Here is a 17,935-nt window from a genome sequence, read left to right as displayed (position 1 = left end):
ATACAGACTATTTACTGATTTCCCAGCACCTCAAACCCAACAAACTTGGCAGTATGAAATAAAATCAACCCAACCTACGCGATAATAATCACGAAACAACAACGGGTTATGCCACCCCGGAAAGTTGAGTGATACAGTTTAAAACGTACTTGTTGAAAGGTTGCCTGAATTGTGATAGCCTTAAGTAAGATTACACAAAATCTACAAACTTTCAGGGAGAAGATTCCATGGTATGGTTATTCCCCTCCGTAGTAGCAACGTTCACTGGCACAATAGCCCTTGCTGTCGTTTATTCATATCTCGCGGTAAGCGAAAAACAGTCATGTGTAAAAAAATGGGCTATTGGGTGGTGGCTGTATGCCCTCCGTTATGTTTTCATGATGTTGATGCTGAAAACAGCAAGTCACCCCTTACTGATAATAGCTAACCAATCTGCAACCCTTATAAGTGGTGTCTTTCTCTTATGGGGTACCTATGAGTTTATTGGGCGTAAGATGCCTGGATACTGGTTCATTGTATCCCTTGCTATTCAGTTATGGATTGTAGGCGCCTGTTATGCAAAATTACCATTTCTTCTATTCACAATACCGACTTTTACCTTCCTTGGCGCAATTTATATCTGGACAGGATGTACATTTTTGCGCTCAACCCCGATTAGAGGTTTCGGGGCCTCATTAACAGGATACTCATTCATTCTCTGGGGTATTCATAAAATGAATTACCCATTTCTGCGGCCAGTCACCTGGTTTGCGCCCTGGGGTTACCTTCTTGCCTCAGTCTTTGAAATGTTTGTTGCATTAGGCATTTTGCTTATCTACTTTCAAAATAATAAATCAATCCTTAAAAGTGCTTTGGACGACCTTCAAATTCAGGAGAAACTCCTGAGCCAGTCCCAAAAAATCGCCCACCTTGGGAGTTGGCATTTTGATATAAAAAAGAACATTCTTACCTGGTCTGCTGAGCAATATCGAATATTTGGTCGAACGCCACAGGAGTTCCGGGTAACCTATGAAGCGTTCTTAGATATGATACATCCTGATGACAGATCGATGGTTGATACAACCTATACCAACTGTATAAACAATAACCTGCCCTATGAGTGTATCCATAGAATTATCAGAAGTAATGGCGAGGTCAGAACAGTTCTGGAAAAATCAGAAGATATTATTGACGAAAAAGGGGAAACCGTTCACTCCTTTGGCTTCACGCATGACATAACAGAACGTAAGCAGGTGGAAGACCAACTTGTTCAAGCGAAGCACGAGTGGGAAGAGACTTTTGATACCATGCATGATGCCATAACAATCCACGATAAAGAGTTTAACATCATTCGATGCAACCAGGCGGTTGAAAAAATTTTGGGAGTATCCCAACAAAACCTCCTTAATCAGAAATGTTACCTTTTTTACCACGGAACGAACTGCCCTCGTGAAAAATGTCCTGGGAGAAAAGCTTTTGAAAGCGGAAAACCTTCTGTCGTAGATTTTTTTGAACCTCACCTGAATAAATATGTCGAAGTAAGAGCACTGCCACGATTCGATGAAAACAAACAGGTCATAGGGATAATTCATATTGTAAGAGATATCACTGAACGTAATCAAGCGGTGCAAGAAAAGGCAAATCTTGAAAAGCGTCTCAATCAAGCGCAGAAAATGGAGGCTATTGGAACTCTGGCGGGTGGCATAGCCCATGATTTCAATAATATTCTTGGAGTGGTAATCGGTTATACTGGGATGTTAAAAGATGATGTCCCTCCAGGCTCAAGACACCAAAAAGACCTTGAGAAAGTCTTAAGTGCTGCTAACAGGGCAAAGGATCTGGTTAAACAGATTCTTGCCTTTAGTCGGCAGACTCAAGTTGATCGTCTGCCAATAAAGATACAGCCGCTTATTAAAGAGGGATTAAAGATGCTCAGATCTTCAATTCCAACCACGATAAGCATCACTGAAGATATTGACCCAACTAGTGGAACTGTTTTAGCTGACCCAACCCAGATACATCAGATTTTGATGAATCTTTGCACCAATGCCTATCATGCTATGGAAACTACAGGTGGAGAACTTGCAGTTACCTTAAAAACTACTTTCATCGACGCGGATGATCAAACCATGCTTTTGCATCTCAGTACTGGCGAATACGTTGAACTTACTGTAACCGACACAGGAAGTGGCATAGGGCCGGATGTTATCGAGAAGATATTCGACCCATATTTTACCACCAAGGAAGTTGGCAAAGGCACAGGCATGGGTCTGGCAATCATCCACGGGATACTGAAAGAGTATGGTGGGGCGATTACTGTTGACAGCCAGTTAGGAAAAGGATCGACTTTCCGTGCCTACATTCCGGTAATTGAAAAAGAAGCCTTGCCTGAGATGGAAGAGTCTGAAGATATTCCTACCGGTATTGAACGTATCTTGTTCATTGATGACGAAGAGCTGCTCGCCGAGATGGGCAAGGATATGCTTGACAGGCTGGGGTATAAGGTAACCGTACGCCGTAGTAGTCTTGAAGCATTAACAACATTTCAAAACTCTCCAGAGGAATTTGATCTGATCATAACTGATCAGACCATGCCGGAGATGACTGGTTCTGATCTTGCCTGCCGGATAATGCAGATACGGCCCGGCATACCCATTATTCTCTGCACAGGCTACAGCAATCTTATTGATGAGGCTTCAGCAAAAGCTCTGGGAATAAAAGAGTTTACCCTGAAACCACTCACTAAAGGAGTTATTTTCCGGCTTATCAGGAAGGTGATGGATGCTTCATGCTAACCAAAACTTATAGAAAATTGGTGAAATTTTGATTGGAGCACTGGTTGTTGATGATGATTTACTATTCCGCCTTGCACTTATGGTTTAGCCCGCAGCAACAACTCGGGTTTAACACGGTATAGAAAAGAGATGGTAAAAGCCGAGATAACGCCTTCGACTATGAAAACAGGAATGTGCGCCAATAAGGAAAATTTAGCGACAGCAAAAAAATCCTCACCCGCAGTTGCCAACAGTCCAGCAAGAAGAACTGCTGAAAAGACTGTGCCGAGAGTCGCAAATACGCCACCGGCTATACAAATGGATCGTTGTGTCGTACCCCTAAACCGTTGAAACAGCACCCCACAAATAATTGCCGGGATACCCATCATGAGCGCATTTGCACCAAGCGAAGTTACCCCCCCGAACTGAAACAAAATACATTGTAAAATAAGCCCGACGAATATCGATACAAACGAAACGGAACCTAACAGGACGCCAACAATACCGGGAAGCAGCAAATGGACACTCGTTGGACCAAGAGGAATATGAATCAGTGAGGCCACGAAAAAAGATGATGTCACCACTGCAACTTTGGGCAGTTCGGCAGAAGCAACCTTTTTGGAACTCCAGGCTGAAAGTCCAAGCGTCACAAGGTATGAGCCGATAATAATGCTTGGTGAAAGAACTCCGTCCGATACGTGCAATTATACCCTCAGTCGTTACTATTTTTTTGGGACATGAGGTATGCCGTTATCCCGAACAGACCAAATATAATACAAATTCCAACTACTATCTTTGACAACTTTGGCTTTGAATAGGCCTGATCACTCAACGTTGTTTGATTTTTTGTTTGACCATTAAAAACTATCGACGTGCTGTGCCCCATGTGCGACTGAAGGGTAAGTTGCAAATCTCCAACTCCTTGATAGGGGAATTGAAACATACCATGAAGATCGGTTTTACCGGTTAGAATTACAACGCCTTCGTTAGTTAAAACTTTTATACTACCATCAGCTACAGGCCTTCCGTCTTCATAAAAACTCTCACAGAAAATACTATTTTTTTCCTGATAGGCAATAAAAGTAATTTTATGGGCAAAGGCAACTGCGGGGCATAATAGAAACACTAAACAGATACATCGTGCTGCTGTTTTACCCCACGTACCAACTTCCGTCAGTTGAATTCCAGAATACCCCATTATCTAGGCTGGTTTTCAGCCATTCACAGTCATCGCATCGTAAAAATCAGTAATCTTCTCCTTGTGCTCAGATTCCATGTGGGCCATTGCAGCACGAGGATGCTGGTTCATGGTTCCAGAAATCATGTACGGCACGGAATAGCCCCAATCGATCTTCTTAGACCATGGCAGAATCTCCTGCTCAATGCATTGGATGATTGGCCTGGTTCTAAATTTAGGGTTTTTCAAGAAAGATAAGAGAACTTCAAGCGGGCAGTTTCCAGCCCCGCGGCCAATTCCATACAATGTTGCGTCAAGGAAATTAACGCCATTGATAATTGATGATATGGTATTGGCAAAAGCAAGCTGCTGGTTGTTGTGAGCATGAATCCCAATAATTTTATTGGGAAGTCGTTCCTTATATTTGGCAACAAGTGAATCAATATCCTCGGAATAAAAAGCCCCAAAAGAATCAACCAGATAAATAATCGGCACCTTGCTTTTTTCAAGATCCTCAAGCGCCTCATTTAACTCTCTTAACCCCACAGTTGACACCGCCATCAGGTTAATTGTGGTTTCGTATCCTTTATCGATACAATGGTGAGCCAAATCTATGGCAGCATCAATTTGATGAACATAGCAGGCCACACGAATCATATCCAGCGAGCTTTCGGTGCGTGGAGGGATATCATGATAGTCAATTCTGCCAATATCAGCCATGACAGACAGTTTAATTGTCTTCTCGCCATCGCCAACAATTTTTTTAAGATCCTTTTCATGGCAGAAGCGCCAAGGGCCATATTCTTTAGCGTCAAAGGCTCCTGCTGAACTTAAATAGCCAATTTCCATATAGTCAACGCCGGCATCTGAAAGCGCCGTATAGACATGCTTGACAAATTCTGTATCAAACTGCCATTTATTCATGAGTCCGCCATCACGCACGGTACAATCAATCACCTTTATTTCTGGTCTGTACATTTTTTCTCCTGCATCTAAATGAATTATATATGTGAAACATTCCCAATAAAATTTTTTACGTTTTTGGTCAACTTCTTTATGTTTTTTTCTCTTAATGCTTCCAGGCCAAAGAGCTCAGAAGATACACCGACAGCCTTTGCGCCTGCATCAAAATATTTCACAACCGTCTCAAGAGTTACACCACCAACAGCTACCAGGGGTATCTGATCAAAGGGACCTCGCAAACTCTTGATATAATCCGCGCCCCCCATTGCATTGCATGGAAAGACCTTAACCATGGTAGCGCCGGCACTCCAGGCTGTAAAAACTTCAGTTGGTGTCAAGGCCCCGACAACTATCGGCACCTTCTGAGCAACTGCATACTCAATTACCTTTGAATGAACAAAACAACTCATACTATGCTCCGAAGTTCGTAGACTGCATCGCCATTATCTCATGGCTGCAATGATTCTTATAGGTAAAATCAAGCTGATTAAGCGATTCAAGATGCGAATCAGCCAGGAACTCAGTGGTCGAATAGTTTCGAATAACCTTGCCCTGATGCATAACAACAGTCCGCGCAGTTAATTCTCTGAGAAAAAACAGGTCGTGGGTGACCAGAAGTAGCGTAACGGGCAGCCTTTTTAAAATTTCGAGCAAAATCTCTTCACCGTGTGGATCCAGACCTGCCGTCGGTTCATCAAGAATCAAAACTTGCGGGTTCATACTAAGAACTGCGGCTATAGCTAGACGTTTACGTTCACCTCCGCTCATATTGAGAGGAACACGTTTATCGTAACCGACCAGCTTAACCATCTCTAGAGCAGCAGTAACACGACTATCAATTTCATCAACCGAACAGCCTAACTGCCGAGGGCCAAAGGCTATTTCATCCCAGCAGGATGAGCAGAAAAGCTGATCAGCGGAGTCTTGAAAGACCATCCCAATATTTCCCCATAATCCCTTTCTACCCCTGGGAGTCACAGGAACACCTTGATACGAATAAGAACCAACACCACTTATAGTGCCAAGCAAAACGCAGGCAAGTGTTGACTTCCCGGCACCATTTTCACCGATAAGAGCTACTTTATCACCTTCGGAAACAGTTATATTGACGCCATCCAATCCGCTAGTTCCGTCTGGATATCTATAGCTATAATCAGTTAACTCTATGACTGCGTTCGCAGTAGATTCTGAGCCGGCGCCCTGCGGCAGCGCCTGGTTGCCCCCGTGGTCATGACGGTGACCAGCATGACCACCACAGCATTGAAATCTAAATGAAAAATCAAGCCCGTGCTCACGCAGAGAGGCTTTATGCGTTAGCAAATCATTAAAGGCATAATCATGATGAATTTTTCCGACAGACATAACCACCGCACGATCACACAGACCATAAAGGAATATAAGATCATGATTTATGCAGATCAGGGTGCCTTGATATCGACTTAACTGATCTTTGAATATCTGTTCGTGTTTCGGATCCAGATTCGCCGTAGGTTCATCAAGGATAAGTATTGCCGGTTCCATGGCCATAACAGCTGCAAAGGCCGCTCGTTTCTTCTGGCCATAACTCAATAGATGCGCCGGTTTAAAGAGATAGGCCTCAAGCTCTGCAGCTTTAGCTGCCGCACGCACCCTCTGGTCGACAAGATTTTCGGGCAAGCCCTGGTTCATCGGACCAAAGGCAATATCTTCATAGAGGGTTGAGCAGAAAAGATGATCGTCTGGATCCTGAAATAGAACACCAACCTCAAGTCGAATGGCATCAATCTGATGCTTTAGATTGTTACCCTTATAAGAAATTTTGCCACCTGAAGGCATATGGATGCCATTTAGATGTTTGGCAAGGGTTGTTTTCCCAGAACCATTCTGACCAAGCAGGGCAATCCGATCACCATGATAAATTTTCAAAGTGACTCCATCAAGAGCCGGTTTACCGTCTGGGTAACTGAATGAAAGGTTATCCAGAGAAAACAATGGCAGTCGATTTCGGGGTAATTTGCTTTGAGATGTTAGTAGATGCATATAAATTCGATTTAACAAAGAATCAGTAAACAAAACTATCGAAAAACAGTAAAACACCTGCCAACATCAAACAGCAAATAGATTTATGCCAATCATTACGTTTTGCCGAAAACTGAGTGTATGTTGGAAAAACTCCGCAGTAACCACGACTCAACATTGCATCGTACACCCGCTGAGTCCGATCAAAAGAACGAACAATAAGCATACCGAGAAGATTTCCGAGAGAACGTAAGGTTTCCAAGTCGGTTCGCTTACGAAACCCTCTGACCTTCATCCCGCGATACATACGCCTCATCTCTTGGAGAAAAACATGTATATATCGGTGCGACAACAGTATCATTTGACAGATTACCACCGGCATACCGAGTCGTGAAATTGCCAAAAGCGTCACAGGAAATGGCGATGTGGAAAACAACGGTTCCATCAATAGGGCAATGGCTGAAGCTTTTAGTATTATAATAGACGCCTTCAGAAAACCACTTGAATGAAATGGCAAACTTTCGATCCCGCCAATCACAAATAGTTTTTCTCCCTCAATGCCTTTAACGGTAAACGGCAAAATCAGGAGAAACATAACCAGAAAACCCGACATCGCCTTAAGACGATTTAAGGAGCGTTGCCATGGAATACCTGCAATCAGCAGAGCTATTACCGAAATAACAACTGCTGCCAGGCATATCGGGACAGTACCCAGAGATGACACCACAAAAATATAGACCATCAGTGAGAATATTTTTAATCGAGCATCCCATAAATGAAACAAAGAGTCGCCTTGAGCATATTTATCAATACTCGGCACGCTCCAATCCGCCTTCTGGCCTGAACTATCGTCTGTATACGGTTTTTTAGACAGAATAAAGTAAGAAACTACTGCCATTAAGACAGCGAAAGGAACAATAAGTTCCATAAATGAAAGATGAACTATTTGATAATGCTGCATGTTGTGGGAAAGATTGACTTACAAGGAAGAGTTACTGGAGGGAACTTCAGCTTTCTTTTTAATATCAGCAAGAACCTCAGTAATTTTCTCAAGCCAATGGGTAGACTCTTCACCTTGATCGAATTGAACTTTTTTCAGCAGGTTAACAAAAATCTGTTCCGCCTCAGGTATTTTTCCAGTGTCTTTATAAAGAGTACCAAGAAGATATGACAGTTCGATATTTTCAGAATACCTTTTCTGGAGTCCAAGAAACGTATTTTCAGCCTCCAGCCACTTTTCCTCATGCATTAAAATCTGCCCCAAACCAATTTGAGCTTGCAAATCATTCGGCTCTTCAGCAAGGACTATCAGGAACTCATCCTTCGCTTCCTTGAATTTTTTCAGGCGCAACAAAACGTTTCCGAGTTTATTGCGGACATCATGCTTTAGGGGCTCGAACTCAAGTAAAATCCGGTACTCCATCTCCGCTACGGAGTCGGGCATTCCACCGTGCTCAATATGGGACAAGGCCTTAGTGGTCGTGAGAGACGTTATGGCTAATAGTATTAAGAGAATAGACTTTAACATACAGTAAAACCCTTTAAGAATTTAAAAGCTCAAGGAATGTAGTTATTAACACGGATTCGCGCAAATCAAAAGCCTACTTTTAACCATCTTGATCAACAAGACAGGCTGAATTTCAATTAGAGGTGAATCAATCTCCACAGTGTGACAAATCTCTCTTTAATAACGAAATTGACTCAATATGATGGGTTTGAGGAAACATGTCTACGGCACGGCATTTTTTAATTGAATAGCCAATTTTTGAGAGATGGGCTAAATCCCTGGCCAACGTAGCAGGATCACATGAGATGTAAATAATGTACTCAGCTCCTAGGGCTGGCAAATATTGGGTAATATTTTTACAACCCTGCCTGGGAGGATCAAGCAGTATCAGCTCAAATTTTTCAGAATCCTTTGCGAGCTTCTTGATAGCACTAAAGGCATCGCTGCGCGCAAACGAACAACTTATGATGTTGTTCCGGTCGGCGTTTAGCTGACCGCTTCGAATAGCGGCTCGTTGAACGTCGGTTGCCATTACCTCAAGACCCAATTGTGCCAGGGGTAATGAAAAATTTCCCATTCCGGAAAACAGATCTAAGACCCTTCCATGTACACTACACTCTCGCACCCAATCCAGTAAAAGGCTAACAAGCCGCTGGTTCTGCTCCAAATTAACCTGACAAAAACCGCCAGGTTCAATGCTAAATTTTAGTTTTTCACTCTGAGATGCACCTTCAAGCAAAAACTCAATTGTTTGAGCGGACAGGGTATCGCCATTAGCACCCGATAGATATGGACCATTTAACGAAAAGCCCTCAACTGCGATCCATACCGATTTAACCAGAGCAATCTCATCAGCAATTTTTTTAGCCGATGCGATGTCTGTCGCTCGTGGTTTTCGCGCGAGATGGACGATGATGATAACCTTGCCATCCAGAGGACTGTAGTTAAGTTCCACAGCGACGGCGTTTTCAATCAAACTACGATGAGCGCACTCTTTTAACGATGATAAGACAGAATTAATTTCAGCTACTGCCAGCAGACACGAATCAATATCGACCACATCATGACTGCCTTTTTTATAGAAACCAAGCTCACCGTACCTATCTCGTTGCAGCCTGATTCTTTGCCGATAATAAAATTCATTAACAGAGCTAAGTACAGGCTCAATTTGAATGGCAGAAAAGAGCTCTGCCCCAAGCGCTCGTTCTACCGTGTCTGTAAAGCAGTTATTTTTAACTGCAAGTTGGGAGGTATAGGAGAAATGCTGCAGATCGCACCCGCCGCAGTCAGCGTAATACTTGCACGGTGGCACAATCCGATGGGGAGATGATTCAACAACTTCAAGCAATTTTGCCTGTGCGTACTGCTTCTTTTTGGAAGAGAGTTCAATTGTAACTGTTTCACCTGGAAGAACAGAGTCAACCAACACCACAAGTCCGTCCGGCAGTCGCGCAAGCCCCTGACCGCCAAGCACAATTTTTTCAATTTCAACACTATGTCTTTCTTTTTTCACATTTTATCAGTTACTGAATACACTTATTTCGTACAAAATTCAGTCAGCACTCCATATGATGATTTTGGGTGGAGGAAGGCAACTTTTTTGCCACCGGCTCCAACAACTGGCTCCTCGTGAATCAGTTTAACTCCAGCCTGTTTGGCTTGTTCTAACTGCAGCTTGATATCGTCACAGGCATAGGCAATATGATGAACACCCTCTCCATTTTTTTCAATAAATTTAGCAACAGGACTGTCCTGATCCGTTGCTTCAAGCAGCTCGATATGCGTATCGCCAATTGAAAAAAAAGCCGTTTTTACTTTCTGAGAATCAACTGTTTCAATTTTTTCACAGACAAGCCCCAGGGCATCTTCGTAAAATTTGCGGGCTGCATCAATAGATTTTACGGCAATGCCGATGTGATCGATCTTTTTAACCATTACAGCTTCCCTTCCACTATTCATTTAACAAAGGTAATGAGCACATCGCCTGATTCAACTGCCTGCCCAGAGCTGGTTTTCACCTCATCAACCTGACCATCGCAAGGCGATGCAACGCCACTTTCCATCTTCATGGACTCAATAATAACCAGATCCTGCCCCCGAAAAACTTGATCACCAGGCTTAACAGTAACATCAACAATCAAACCAGGCATTGGAGCTCTGAGGATATTATCCTTCACAGACTTTCTTTCCAGTGGCATATAGCTGGAGAGTTCCCATTCCCTTGGCGTATACACTTCAAAATTACGGGAAATCCCGCAAAATGAACTCCAGATAAAGTTTTCCTTATACTGTAGACGAAAATACTCGATCGTATCATTGATTGTTAGCTTAAGACGACGACGGAAGAACTCAAATGAAGGAGTGACAACGTGATAGGAGTTACTGTTAACCTCAACTTCCCACTGTTTTGAATCAATATTGCCCTTGAGTTTGATGGTAAAGACATTCTTAAGCCCCTTTACAACGTAGTGAATCCATCCATCTTTACGATGCTCTGGCCCAACCTTGGAGATCATCGGCCTAAGGGAGACCCTAACCAGGTTTTTACGATTATGATAAACAAGGGTGGCGGCAATTACCATTTTCTCTAATTGATCCATAGGAGGATCAATTTTCATTGTTCCCTGATCAAAATGGTCTTCAATAAAATGAGTGGTTAAATCACCTTTAATAAAGGCCGGGTGGTTTAAGATTGCATTTGAAAAATCAACATTAGTAATGACGCCTTCAAGGTGAAATCCATTAAGAGCGCTTATTAAACGCCGACGTGCCTCTTCCCGATCTTTGCCATAACTGATCACCTTGGCAAGCATGGAATCATAATAGACACTGACATTACTCCCGGCGCTAATCCCTGAGTCAAGTCGCACGCCTTCTCCGCGTGGTTCGGAATAGCGGGTTATCAAACCAGTTGAAGGCAGAAAGTTCCTTTCCGGGTCTTCAGCACAAATCCGTGCTTCAAAGGCCCATCCATTTAAAACAATCTCATCCTGGGTAAAGGCAAGTGCTTGGCCGGAGGCAACTTCAAGTTGAATTTCCACCAGGTCTTTGCCGGTTATAAGTTCGGTCACAGGATGCTCAACCTGCAACCTGGTATTCATCTCTAAAAAGAAAAAATCACCGTGTGCGTCAAGAATAAACTCAACCGTACCCGCATTAACATACCCCGCTTCTTTTGACAAAGAACAGGCCAGTTCACCGATCCGCTTTCGCATTTCGGGGGTTAAGGCAATTGACGGTGCTTCTTCAATCACTTTCTGATAACGCCGCTGAATAGAGCATTCTCGTTCGCCAAGATAGACAACGTTACCATGGGAATCAGCCATGATCTGAATCTCAATATGACGAGGATTCTCAACAAAACGTTCAACAAAAAGCTTATCATCAGCAAAAGCCTTACGGGTTTCCTCCTGACCAGCCTTGAAAGCAGCTGCCAGTTCGTCTTTGGCATGAACTATTCGCATTCCGCGCCCACCACCTCCGGCGGCAGGTTTAAGCAGGATAGGGTACCCTATCCTGTCAGCGATGGCCTCCAGATCAGCAGGGTCGGAAACAGGCTCATTGTGTCCTGGCACAACCGGAACACCGGCTTTAATGGCAACTGCTTTTGCCTCAATCTTATCACCAAGTTTCTCAATAACCTTTGGAGGTGGACCAATAAAAACCAGCCCGGCATCGATAACCATCTGGGCAAACTGAGCATTTTCAGACAAGAAGCCATACCCCGGATGAATAGCCTGGCAGTTAAGCTTTAAGGCCTGCTCAATAATTTTATCTTTTAGCAGATAGGACTGTTCTGACGGTGCCGGACCAAGATATACTGCCTCATCAGCTTCACGAACGTGCAGTGACCTCGAATCAATATCTGAAAAGACAGCAACGGTTTTAACACCAAGTCGTTTACAGGTTTGAATTACTCGAACAGCAATTTCACCTCGGTTAGCAATAAGTATTTTATCAAACATAGGAAAACTCACAGTGGGATATTGCCGTGCTTGCGGCTTGGATTTTGAGTAGATTTATTCTCAAGAAATTGCAGACTGCGGATCAGACGTGTTCTTGTAGAACTTGGCGTTATTACGTCATCAATGTACCCTTTCTGGGCAGCCAAAAAGGGATTGGCAAACACTTTTCTGTACTCTTCAGATTTTTGTTCCAGGAGTGCGGCAGGATCAGCAGCGGCATCAATCTCTTTCTTGTAGATAATTTCTGAAGCGCCCTTCGGCCCTAAAACGGCGATCTCTGCAGATGGCCAGGCATAGTTGATATCACAGCGAATATGCTTGGAGTTCATTACCACGTAAGCACCGCCGTAGGCCTTACGTAAAATCACGGTAATTCGCGGCACAGTTGCCTCAACAAAGGCGTAAAGGAGCTTGGCGCCATGTCGGATTATACCGCCATGTTCCTGCTCAGGACCTGGCATAAATCCCGGCACATCAACCAAGGTCACTATGGGGATATTAAAAGAGTCACAAAACCTTACAAAGCGGGCCGCCTTTGACGAGGCATTAACATCAAGAACCCCGGCAAGAACAGCCGGCTGATTGGCAATAAGACCGATGGTCTGTCCACCTAAACGGCCAAAACCAACAATAATATTTTTGGCAAAATGGGGCTGGATCTCTAAAAATTCTGCACCGTCAAGAATTGAGGTAATCAGAATTTTCATATCATAACTTTGATGTGGATTGGCTGGAATCAGATAATCCAGAGCCGGGTCAACTCGATCAAGAGGATCTCTTAGATCAAGAATAGGCGCTGTCTGGGTGTTATTGGACGGCAGGTAGTTTATTAATCGACGAACTTCGCGCAGACATAATATATCGTTTGGCAAGGCAAAATGGGCAACACCGCTTTTTTCATTATGCACAGTGGCGCCACCAAGATCCTCGGCACTGATATCCTGATGGGTTACAGTCTTGACGACGTTAGGCCCGGTGACAAACATAAATGACGAACTTTCAACCATGAAGGTAAAGTCTGTCATGGCCGGGCTGTAGACCGCGCCGCCAGCACAGGGCCCCATAATACAGGAGATCTGTGGCACAACACCACTTGCCAGCACATTACGGCTGAATATCTCACCATAGGCTGCCAAGGAATCAACACCTTCCTGAATACGAGCGCCACCGGAATCGTTTAAACCGATAATGGGCGCCCCGACACGTACTGCGTGATCCATAATTTTACAGATCTTGGCGGAATGCGCTTCACCAAGTGAGCCGCCAAGAATAGTAAAATCCTGTGAAAAAACGCAAACCTCACGACCGTCGATTGTACCATGACCGGTTATAACACCATCGCCTGGATATTCAGCCTCACCACAGGCGCCTTGACCTGTTTTCAGGATATCAAACTCCTCGAAAGAGCCCTGATCGAGCAAAAGATCAATTCGTTCACGTGCAGTCAGCTTATGTTTTTTGTGCTGGACCTCAATCCGTTTTGCACCACCACCCTGAAGGGCTTTGTCCTTCATGATGCCTAATGTTGTCAGATTATCATTTTCCCGCCATTCCACAATGACACTCCTTAAAGCCGACTTTATCGGCAGTTAAAAATTAAAAAGGTTGCGATCACCCTCTATATTCCCCAAAAACTTTCCGTAACACCCCGCAAATCTCTCCAAGGGAGGCATACTCGCGAACAGCATCAAGAATATGCGGCATAAGGTTTTCTTCTCCTTCTGCTGCTATTTTTAAACCCGCCAATGACGACGCCACTTTTTTGTTATCCCGGTTGGACCTTATATGCTGCAGACTTTTGACCTGGGTGTCGCCAACAGAGGGATCAACTTTCAGCAAGGCCGGTTTTGCGGTTTCCTCAACCTGAAATTGGTTTAAGCCAACAATAATCCGTTCATTTTTTTCAATCTCCTGCTGATACTCATAGGCAGAATTTTCAATCTGACGCTGAATAAAACCTTTCTCAATGCAGGCAACAACTCCCCCACCCTGCTCGATTTTAGCCATAAGCTCCAAGGCATCCCGTTCAATTGTATCGGTGAGGCTTTCAATATAATAGGAACCTGCCAACGGGTCGACAGTACTGGCAACGCCGGATTCATGGGCAATGACCTGTTGGGTGCGCAGCGCTGTCCGCACGCTCTCCTCGGTGGGCAGTGAAAGGGCCTCGTCTTTTGAGTTGGTGTGAAGTGACTGTGTGCCGCCAAGTACAGCAGCTAAGGCCTGGATTGTGACGCGAACGATATTATTATCAATCTGTTGGGCGGTAAGCGTGTTACCGGCAGTTTGCGTATGAAAGCGCATCATCATGCTGGCTGGATTTTTGGCGGAAAATTTTTCTTTCATTATTCTAGCCCAAATTCGGCGGGCCGCTCTGAATTTAGCAACTTCTTCAAGCAGATCAGACGAGGCATTAAAGAAAAAAGCTAAACGACGGGCAAAGGAGTCAACCTCAAGTCCAGCATCCAAGGCTGCCTGAACATAGGTTACCGCATTGGCCAGGGTAAAGGCGACCTCCTGGGTGGCCGTTGAACCGGCCTCACGAATATGATACCCGGAGATTGATATGGTATTAAATGAGGGCAGTTTCTCACTACACCATTTAAAAATATCCGTGATAATCCGCACACTTGGTTCCGGTGGGAATATATAGGTTCCCCTTGCGACATACTCTTTCAATATATCATTTTGAATTGTACCGTTGAGCTTCCGGGAGTCTACACCCTGTTTTTCTGCAACTGCAACATACATTGCCAGAAGAACAGCAGCAGGCGAATTGATGGTCATGGAGGTGGAAACCTTGTCCAGAGGTATCTGGTCGAAAAGCATCTCCATATCGGCCAAGGTATCAATGGCGACACCAACCTTGCCGACCTCACCATAACTTAACTCATGATCAGAGTCGTATCCAATCTGAGTCGGAAGATCAAAGGCCACTGAAAGTCCAGTCGTGCCTTGGTCGAGTAGATACCGATATCGTTTATTCGATTCAGACGCAGTTGAAAAACCGGCATACTGACGCATCGTCCAAAATCGTCCGCGGTACATGGTCGGTTGCACACCACGAGTATAGGGATAGCGTCCTGGAAAACCGATATTTTCGACATAGGTATCATCAATCTGGGAAGGTACGGCAACTCGTACAACCTCATTGCCGCCATGATTCGTAAATATGTCTTTTCGTTCAGGAAAGCGTTTGAGACTACTGGCAAGTTCATTTTCCTGCCATGCTGTATACTCTTTATGGTTGGTCATAATTTTCTCACAAGCTGCTGGGCATACTGTCGGGGGTCTCCCGTCACAGGATAGTTTCCCCGGATAATTTCTGATTCAAGCTCAGGTTTTATAAGCTCAAGGCTCCAATCAAGTACTTGTTTATTAAATTTATCACGTCTTTGCCGATCTTTCCGGCCGCTTTGACAAAGATGCGCTTCTAAGGCATCAACTGCGCTAACCAGTTCAGCAACCCCCTTGCCCTCTGGGGCAATAGTTGCGTAAACCCGATCAACTACCGAGGTATCTGCAACACCGCGGTCACGAAATACCTGCTCCATTTCCATGATCAGAGTATCAGATCCAGGCAGATCAGCCTTGTTGACAGCTACAAAATCAGCGACTTCCAGAATTCCCGCCTTCATTGCCTGAATATCATCGCCAAGTCCGGGAGCTAAGACCATTATCGTTTGATCGGCAAGACCGATAACATCGATTTCGGACTGCCCGACACCAACAGTTTCAATAAGAACAATCTCACAACCGGAACTTGCCATTATCCGAACCGCCGCACCTGTTGCATTGCAAATTCCGCCAAGACGGCCCCGGGTTGCCATTGATCGCATGACAACATCAACATCGGTGGCATGCTTCATCATGCGAATGCGGTCACCTAATATCGCACCACCTGTAAGTGGCGAGGAAGGATCAACTGCGATGACACCAACTCGCTTATTTTCGCTGCGGAAATAACTGATCAAGGAATCGGTTAAAGTCGATTTACCGGCACCAGGGGGGCCGGTAATTCCCAAAACAATATATGCTGACGAATCGGTGTTAAGACCTGCTAAAATTTCAGCCGCACAGGTATCACCGTTTTCAACTAATGAGATTGCCCTGGCAATAGCACGTGGACTTCTACGATCAATCCCGGCCAGAATATCAGCAGTGCGATCCATAAAATTACTTACCGCAGGACTCACAGGCATTTCGGAACGCTGCGATGATAACATCCACTGAGGTTCCGGGTGTAAAAAGCGATACAATCCCGGCCTCTTTTAAAAGCGCAATATCCTCTTGCGGAATTACTCCGCCGCCAAGTACAGGGATATCTCCCGCACCAAGTTTCTTAAGCTCGTCAATAACAGCAGGAAACAAGTTCATATGAGCACCAGAAAGTGATGACAGGCCAATGGCCGAAACATCTTCCTGCACCGCTGCAGCTGCAATCTCGGCCGGCGTTCTGCGAATGCCGGTATATATGACTTCAAAACCTTCATCACGCAAGGCCCGAGCAATATACTTTGCTCCACGGTCATGACCATCTAAACCGGGTTTGGCAACAAGAACTCTGTATATTTTATCTTTTCTTGTCATAACTTTTAATCCTCAAATATTCCTAAAGACACCAAGACAAAAAGCCCCGAGGGAACCAAGATTTTCACAGACGTTAATCCCACTTGCCTTCATGGCCTCAATCTTGGCCTCGGCAGTGCCGCTTCCACCACTGACGATTGCACCGGCGTGGCCCATACGTCTTCCTGGTGGCGCCGTCAACCCGGCAATAAATCCGACCACTGGTTTGGATACATGCTCAGCTATAAATCGGCAAGCCTCTTCCTCGGCCGTACCGCCAATCTCGCCAACCATAACAACTCCTTTTGTTTCCGGATCGTTCTCAAAGGCCTCTAAACAATCTATAAAATTTGTGCCATTTACTGGATCCCCGCCAATACCGACGCAGGTGGTCTGGCCAATACCTTGCTGGGTCAATTGATTAACAACCTCATAGGTTAGGGTGCCGGAACGGGAGACAACTCCGATAGGACCACCGCTTTTGTGAATTTTGCCGGGCATGATGCCAACTTTACACTGGCCAGGTGTTATAATGCCTGGGCAGTTCGGGCCAATAAGCCGACTGCGCTTAGCCTTAAGCATATGTTTCACTTTCAGCATATCAAGCTGAGGGATGCCCTCGGTTATAGCAACTATAAGGTCAAGTTCGGCATCAACAGCTTCCAGTATTGCATCTGCTGCAAAGGCCGGGGGGACAAAAATAAGGGAACAGTTTGCTGAAGTGGCCTCTTTTGCCTCCTCAACAGTATTAAAAACAGGTACAGTACCTACAAACTGACCACCTTTACCGGGGGTAACCCCAGCAACCACCTGAGTACCATATTCAATGCACTGCGTGGCGTGGAACTGACCTTCCTTACCGGTTATACCCTGGACAACCACCCTGGTCTGACTGCCGACAAAAATGCTCAACTGACACCTCCGCTAACAATATGTGATACTTTTTGGGCGGCGTCATGCAGATCTGTTGCGGTAATTATGTTCAACCCGCTGTCAGCCAGAA

The 17,935-nt window shown here is 44.7% G+C and carries 16 protein-coding genes; 1 reads left to right on the top strand and 15 read right to left on the bottom strand.

Annotated features, from left to right (window positions below; genetic code table 11):
* The first annotated feature begins 227 nt into the window (after positions 1-227).
* Positions 228-2,774: a PAS domain S-box protein gene (locus tag HQK80_10785; GenBank protein ID MBF0222693.1), complete on the top strand. Its 2,547-nt coding sequence runs from the start codon at positions 228-230 to the stop codon at positions 2,772-2,774.
* Positions 2,775-2,851: 77 nt separating this feature from the next.
* Here the strand turns inward: HQK80_10785 and cbiM are convergent, their stop codons facing one another.
* The 15 genes from cbiM to sucD all read right to left on the bottom strand — a co-directional run bounded on the left by cbiM (position 2,852) and on the right by sucD (position 17,844).
* The gene (gene cbiM / locus HQK80_10780) at positions 2,852-3,457 is read right to left on the bottom strand and encodes a cobalt transporter CbiM (protein ID MBF0222692.1); all 606 of its coding nucleotides are present in this window, start codon (positions 3,455-3,457) and stop codon (positions 2,852-2,854) included.
* Positions 3,458-3,465: 8 nt separating this feature from the next.
* Entirely contained in the window at positions 3,466-3,951 is a 486-nt protein-coding gene (locus HQK80_10775; GenBank protein MBF0222691.1) for a hypothetical protein, read from the bottom strand.
* A gap of 15 nt (positions 3,952-3,966) precedes the next feature.
* On the bottom strand, positions 3,967-4,908 hold the full coding sequence (locus HQK80_10770) for an aldolase catalytic domain-containing protein (GenBank protein ID MBF0222690.1): 942 nt from the start codon (positions 4,906-4,908) through the stop codon (positions 3,967-3,969).
* Positions 4,909-4,931: 23 nt separating this feature from the next.
* On the bottom strand, positions 4,932-5,303 hold the full coding sequence (locus HQK80_10765) for a hypothetical protein (protein ID MBF0222689.1): 372 nt from the start codon (positions 5,301-5,303) through the stop codon (positions 4,932-4,934).
* A gap of 1 nt (position 5,304) precedes the next feature.
* A complete protein-coding gene (locus HQK80_10760) occupies positions 5,305-6,912 on the bottom strand; it encodes an ABC transporter ATP-binding protein (protein MBF0222688.1) in 1,608 nt (535 codons plus the stop codon).
* 22 nt (positions 6,913-6,934) lie between these two features.
* Positions 6,935-7,852, bottom strand: a complete 918-nt coding sequence (cbiQ, locus tag HQK80_10755) for a cobalt ECF transporter T component CbiQ (GenBank protein ID MBF0222687.1) — start codon at positions 7,850-7,852, stop codon at positions 6,935-6,937.
* An 18-nt stretch (positions 7,853-7,870) separates the two neighbouring features.
* Positions 7,871-8,419: a hypothetical protein gene (locus HQK80_10750; GenBank protein ID MBF0222686.1), complete on the bottom strand. Its 549-nt coding sequence runs from the start codon at positions 8,417-8,419 to the stop codon at positions 7,871-7,873.
* 127 nt (positions 8,420-8,546) lie between these two features.
* Entirely contained in the window at positions 8,547-9,911 is a 1,365-nt protein-coding gene (gene rlmD, locus HQK80_10745) for a 23S rRNA (uracil(1939)-C(5))-methyltransferase RlmD (protein ID MBF0222685.1), read from the bottom strand.
* Positions 9,912-9,934: 23 nt separating this feature from the next.
* Positions 9,935-10,333, bottom strand: a complete 399-nt coding sequence (mce, locus tag HQK80_10740) for a methylmalonyl-CoA epimerase (GenBank protein ID MBF0222684.1) — start codon at positions 10,331-10,333, stop codon at positions 9,935-9,937.
* A gap of 20 nt (positions 10,334-10,353) precedes the next feature.
* Positions 10,354-12,363 (bottom strand): acetyl/propionyl/methylcrotonyl-CoA carboxylase subunit alpha, encoded by a 2,010-nt coding sequence (locus tag HQK80_10735; protein MBF0222683.1) that lies wholly within the window; start codon positions 12,361-12,363, stop codon positions 10,354-10,356.
* Positions 12,364-12,371: 8 nt separating this feature from the next.
* Positions 12,372-13,877, bottom strand: coding sequence for an acyl-CoA carboxylase subunit beta (locus tag HQK80_10730; protein ID MBF0222682.1), 1,506 nt, complete (start codon positions 13,875-13,877; stop codon positions 12,372-12,374).
* 97 nt (positions 13,878-13,974) lie between these two features.
* Positions 13,975-15,618 carry a methylmalonyl-CoA mutase family protein gene (locus HQK80_10725; protein MBF0222681.1) on the bottom strand — a complete coding sequence of 548 codons (1,644 nt, stop codon included), beginning with the start codon at positions 15,616-15,618 and terminating at the stop codon, positions 13,975-13,977.
* Entirely contained in the window at positions 15,615-16,589 is a 975-nt protein-coding gene (gene meaB, locus HQK80_10720) for a methylmalonyl Co-A mutase-associated GTPase MeaB (GenBank protein MBF0222680.1), read from the bottom strand. Before meaB ends, HQK80_10725 begins: the two co-directional genes overlap by 4 nt.
* Positions 16,540-16,953, bottom strand: coding sequence for a cobalamin B12-binding domain-containing protein (locus tag HQK80_10715; GenBank protein MBF0222679.1), 414 nt, complete (start codon positions 16,951-16,953; stop codon positions 16,540-16,542). The genes meaB and HQK80_10715 overlap by 50 nt, the downstream gene beginning before the upstream one ends.
* A gap of 12 nt (positions 16,954-16,965) precedes the next feature.
* On the bottom strand, positions 16,966-17,844 hold the full coding sequence (sucD, locus tag HQK80_10710; protein ID MBF0222678.1) for a succinate--CoA ligase subunit alpha: 879 nt from the start codon (positions 17,842-17,844) through the stop codon (positions 16,966-16,968).
* Positions 17,845-17,935: the final 91 nt, after the last annotated feature.

The organism is Desulfobulbaceae bacterium, from assembly GCA_015231515.1.
Classification (GTDB): Bacteria; Desulfobacterota; Desulfobulbia; order Desulfobulbales; family VMSU01; genus JADGBM01.
This window is presented reverse-complemented; position numbering and strand designations above follow the sequence as displayed.

Excerpts from the sequence above, each read along its gene's own strand:
- HQK80_10730 (MBF0222682.1), bottom strand. The coding sequence starts at position 13,877 with ATGAAGGACAAAGCCCTTCAGGGTGGTGGTGCAAAACGGATTGAGGTC.
- HQK80_10765 (MBF0222689.1), bottom strand. The coding sequence starts at position 5,303 with ATGAGTTGTTTTGTTCATTCAAAGGTAATTGAGTATGCAGTTGCTCAG.
- HQK80_10750 (MBF0222686.1), bottom strand. The coding sequence starts at position 8,419 with ATGTTAAAGTCTATTCTCTTAATACTATTAGCCATAACGTCTCTCACG.
- HQK80_10725 (MBF0222681.1), bottom strand. The coding sequence starts at position 15,618 with ATGACCAACCATAAAGAGTATACAGCATGGCAGGAAAATGAACTTGCC.
- HQK80_10715 (MBF0222679.1), bottom strand. The coding sequence starts at position 16,953 with ATGACAAGAAAAGATAAAATATACAGAGTTCTTGTTGCCAAACCCGGT.
- HQK80_10760 (MBF0222688.1), bottom strand. The coding sequence starts at position 6,912 with ATGCATCTACTAACATCTCAAAGCAAATTACCCCGAAATCGACTGCCA.
- HQK80_10785 (MBF0222693.1), top strand. The coding sequence starts at position 228 with ATGGTATGGTTATTCCCCTCCGTAGTAGCAACGTTCACTGGCACAATA.
- meaB (MBF0222680.1), bottom strand. The coding sequence starts at position 16,589 with ATGTTATCATCGCAGCGTTCCGAAATGCCTGTGAGTCCTGCGGTAAGT.
- HQK80_10775 (MBF0222691.1), bottom strand. The coding sequence starts at position 3,951 with ATGGGGTATTCTGGAATTCAACTGACGGAAGTTGGTACGTGGGGTAAA.
- mce (MBF0222684.1), bottom strand. The coding sequence starts at position 10,333 with ATGGTTAAAAAGATCGATCACATCGGCATTGCCGTAAAATCTATTGAT.
- HQK80_10735 (MBF0222683.1), bottom strand. The coding sequence starts at position 12,363 with ATGTTTGATAAAATACTTATTGCTAACCGAGGTGAAATTGCTGTTCGA.
- HQK80_10770 (MBF0222690.1), bottom strand. The coding sequence starts at position 4,908 with ATGTACAGACCAGAAATAAAGGTGATTGATTGTACCGTGCGTGATGGC.
- cbiQ (MBF0222687.1), bottom strand. The coding sequence starts at position 7,852 with ATGCAGCATTATCAAATAGTTCATCTTTCATTTATGGAACTTATTGTT.